Source organism: Streptomyces sp. NPDC006450, from assembly GCF_040612195.1.
Lineage (GTDB): Bacteria > Actinomycetota > Actinomycetes > Streptomycetales > Streptomycetaceae > Streptomyces.
The window spans coordinates 1-3,893 of record NZ_JBEXPT010000232.1 but is presented as its reverse complement, the minus strand read 5'-3'; the positions used below and the strand labels follow the sequence as shown (position 1 = coordinate 3,893).

The following is a 3,893-nucleotide window of genomic DNA, read 5'->3' as shown; positions in this document are numbered from 1 at the left end:
CGGAGGGTGATGATGGTGACCGCCCGCGCGTGCGCCCGGAGCTCCCGGGCCCGCCCGGCCGCCGGCGCGGCCGGGTCCCACAGCGCCGTCCGGGCCGCGACGGCCCACCGCAGGCTCGCGTCCTGCTCCGCGATCAGCGCGACGGCGTCCTGCCAGACGGGCCGGCAGGCCTCGGGCAGGCCCTGCCCGGCCGTTCGCTCGAGGCTCCCCGCCAGCACCGCGATCCGGCGCAGGGCATCACGCGGGTCCCGTCCGGCCCGTTCGGTCGCTTCGGTCGCTTCGGCCCGCGCACCGCGCCTCCGAGCGCGGTCGGCCGCCCCGGCCTCGCGCACGTGCCGGCCCAGCAGCGCCGCCGTGACCGCTCCCAGCCCCGGACCGTGCGTGTCCGGATCGGCCCGTGCCGCGTCCACGACCGCCTCTACGGCCGCCCGCCACACGAGTTCGTGGCTCCGGGACTCGACCGCCAGACGCGGCAGCAGGCCCGCATCCACGGCGGACGGCACCACGAGGGACCAACGGTGCAGGACCCGGCAGGCCTCGGCGACCGTCCGAGCGTCGAGACCCTCACCGACCGCGTCGCCGGGAGCTCGCTCAGGCGCCTCGACCGGGCCCCCGCCGGCGGGGGAGGGCGTGTGCGCGTGCGCCTCCGTGAGGAAGCGGCGGCACACCTCGGCCACCAACGTCCCGTAGGGCTCGCGCGCCGCCGCAGGGAGGGCGAGCGGGTCCACGCGCAGCAGCGCCTCCCGTTCCGCCCGCGAACCCGCCCGCGCGGACGTACGAAGGCACGCTGCCACCGGCTCCAGCGTGACGAGCTGCGCCGCCCGCGTCACCGCCGCCGCCCGTACGTCGCGGTGCTGGCCCGGCGCCGAGAACGCCGCTACGAGCAACTCGCCCGCGAGCGCCGCCGGCAGCCGGTCGGCCGCCAGCCGGACGATCTCCTTGCGGCTCGTCACCTTCGTGCCCGTCGCCCGCTCCAGCACCGGGCGGAACCGCTCCGCGATCTCCAGCGGCGGCACGTGCGCGCAGACCCGTCCGATCCCGTACACGGCGACGCGCGCCCGGTCGCCGTCGGCCCGCGCGAGCAGGTCGGGCAGGACCAGGCCGGGCCGGTCGGCGCCGGGCAGCGCGGCCAGGGCCGCCTCGGCCGTCGGTACGTGCGCCGACTGCGCGGCCTCCCGAACCGCCGGCAGCCCACCGCCGCCCGGTACCGCCGCGAGCTCGCGCAGGAGCTCGTCGCCGGGCGACCGCTCCGGATGAGCCCGGGCACGCAGCCCGTTCGAGAGCCAGTCGGCCACGGCCGCGCACGTGGCGTCGGTCCACCGGTGCGCGTACACCCGTACCGGAGGAAGGACCTGCCGCAGGGACCCGCCCCCCGCCGGGGCCGGGTCGTGGAACCGGCCGTGGGGAGGCGAGTCCAAGGGCGCGGAGGCGAGAGCCGGCAACAGGTCGTCGGCCCGTCGCGCCACGAGCTCCACCACGCGGGGCAGTACGACGGCGGAGGGGTCCGCGGCCAGCAGGGCGCGGACCCGCTCGGCACGCGGACCGGCCAGCCACAGCGCGCAGGCGCGTTCAGCAGGCCCGCGCGCGCCGGTCAGCGCGATCCGTTCCACGATCTCCGCGAGCCAGGGCTCGGCCCGCTCCCAACAACGGTCCGACGACAGGGACTCGGCGAGGGAGAGCGCGGGGACGGGATCTCCCGCGCCGAGGGACTCCGTCACCACGGGACGCACGGCGTCGAGCAGCGCCCGGGCCGCGGCGGCCGGCGGATCCCTGCGCAGAGCCTGCGTCACGAACCGGCCGAACCCGCCGCCGGGCAGGTCGGGACCGTCCGCGCGCGCCAGCGTGCGAACCGCCCACGCGGCGAGCGCCGGCAGCGCCACGGAATCGGCTCCGGGAGCCGTCGCGGCAGGGCGCGCGCCGTCCCCGGCCGTGTCCAGCAGGCGGCCCGCGAGATGGGTGAGGGACACGAGGGTGGCGTACGAGAGGTCCCGCGCGGCGAGCACGTCCGAGGCGATCAGCTCCAGCGCCGGTACCGCCGCCGCCGTGAAGGTGTGCGTCGGCAGGGCGCCCAGTGCGCCCACGGCGGACTGGCGCACCGGGTCCTGCTCGGAGCGCAGGCGGGCCAGCTCCGTCAGCACCTCGGTCGTCGCCTCCGGGCGCCGCGCCCGGGCCGCCGCGTGCACCAGCGCCCGCCAGGCGGCCGCGCGCTCGGCGGGGTCGGCCCGTCGGGTGTCCTTGCGGAGCGCGGCGGCCTCGTCCTCGTAGGGCAGGAAGGCCCGCAGCTCCAGCAGCTCGATCGGCGCGGCGCCCCGGGTCCGCGCCCGGTCGACGGCGTGGCGGGCGAACGGCGCGGCGTCCCGGGCGGGCAGCACGCGCATCAGCCCGGGCGGGAGCACCGCCGTCTCGGAGCCGGCGGGGGAGGCGGGCGCGGAACCCTCCTCGGCGCGGACCGCGTCGAGCACCGCCCCGCGCCGTCCCGGCGGGAGCGCCGGCAGGAGCGCCGCGAGCATCGGCGCGGGGGCGGACGCCGCACGGACCGCCGCGACGAGTTCCTCCTCGGGGACGGCGGCGGCGAACCGGCGCGCGCCGTTGTGGGACAGCGTCCTCGCCCCGAGGACGAGACGGCCCTGCCCCCACAACCGCGCTGCGAGCCGGGGCCGGTGGGCGATGAACCCCGGCAGGTACGGGACCAGCCAGGCCGGGAGCTGCTCGGGCCCGACCCGCTCGAACAGGTCCAGAGCGGCGCCCGGGTCGACCCGCGCCAGCGCGGTCAGGGGGCGGTGGGCCACCACCAGCCACCAGATCTTCCGGGCGGCAGGGGTCTGTGCCTCGGCCTCCCGGACGATCGTCTCGTACACGACCTCGGGCACCCGGCGCGCCAACGGCAGCCAGGAGTGCAGGGCGTGCCGGAGCTCGGGCAGCAGCCGCCGCACGGCCGCGGGGGAGCAGGCGGGCAGCAGCCGCGCCGCCTCGCGGTCGCCCCAGGTGGTGCGGACGGAGTCGATCAGGGCATCGGGGAGTTCAGGCGGGGTGCGGTGCAGGGCGGCGACGAGTTCCTCCCGGGCCGCGGCCGTGACCCGGTCGCCCACCAGGACGTCCGGGGTCGGACGGATGCGTCCGGTGCGCAGCGCCGCGAGCGCTTGGGCGCGTACGGCCCCGTGCGGGTCGGTGAGGCCCGCCACGAGCAGGCCCGTGAGCCGGTCGCCGTGGGCCGGGTCGCAGGGTACGGCGCGGGCGCAGATCAGGGCGGTGGCCCGGGTGTCCGGGACGTGCCGGCCGGGGTCGGCGAGCTCCGTGAGCAGGTCGGGCACCTCGACCGGGGGCAGCGCGCGCACATGGGCGACGGCCGCGCGGATCCGCTCGCGGTGGGCGAGCGGATCGAGCGAGGCGAGGAGCCGGGCCGCGGCTTCCCGACCGGGCCGGGCGGAGTGGTGCGGGGGCTGCTGGGAGGTGCTCATGGGGCCATCGTGCAACAGGGGGTGGATGAGGAGCGAGGCAATAGAAGGGCCCCGGCCTCAGGCCCTGAGAAGAGCGCGGACCACGGACAAGCCGCCCCAGCTCCCATGGATTTGACCGCCCCCGTGCCGTGAAGGAGGGTCGGGGCATGGATCAGATCTTCGAGAAGTTCCGGGCCCTGCCCGTCGAGGAGCAGCTCTCCCCGGCTCTCACCCGCCGCAGGTACGCGGACTTCCCCGTCCTCGTCGTGGACCACCCGCGAGCCGGCCAGGCGTGTCTGAGCCTGCAGGGCGGACAGCTCGTCACCTGGCGACCTGCCGCCGCCCGCGCCGGCGACCCCGGCGTGCTGTGGTCCTGCGGGAGGCCGATCTCGACCACGTCCGCGCCGCCGGCGATGACGGCCTTGACGGCCTCGATGGCCCCGTCCACGGTCGGGA

Annotated in this window: 1 protein-coding gene and 1 pseudogene; both read right to left on the bottom strand. The window is 78.1% G+C overall.

From position 1 onward, the window contains the following. Positions 1-3,458, bottom strand: a 3,458-nt coding sequence (locus ABZY57_RS32245) for a hypothetical protein (protein ID WP_356518018.1), incomplete at its 3' end; no start/stop codon positions are given. A 337-nt stretch (positions 3,459-3,795) separates the two neighbouring features. After that, positions 3,796-3,893, bottom strand: a pseudogene (locus ABZY57_RS32240) (tryptophan synthase subunit alpha); the annotation flags it as partial.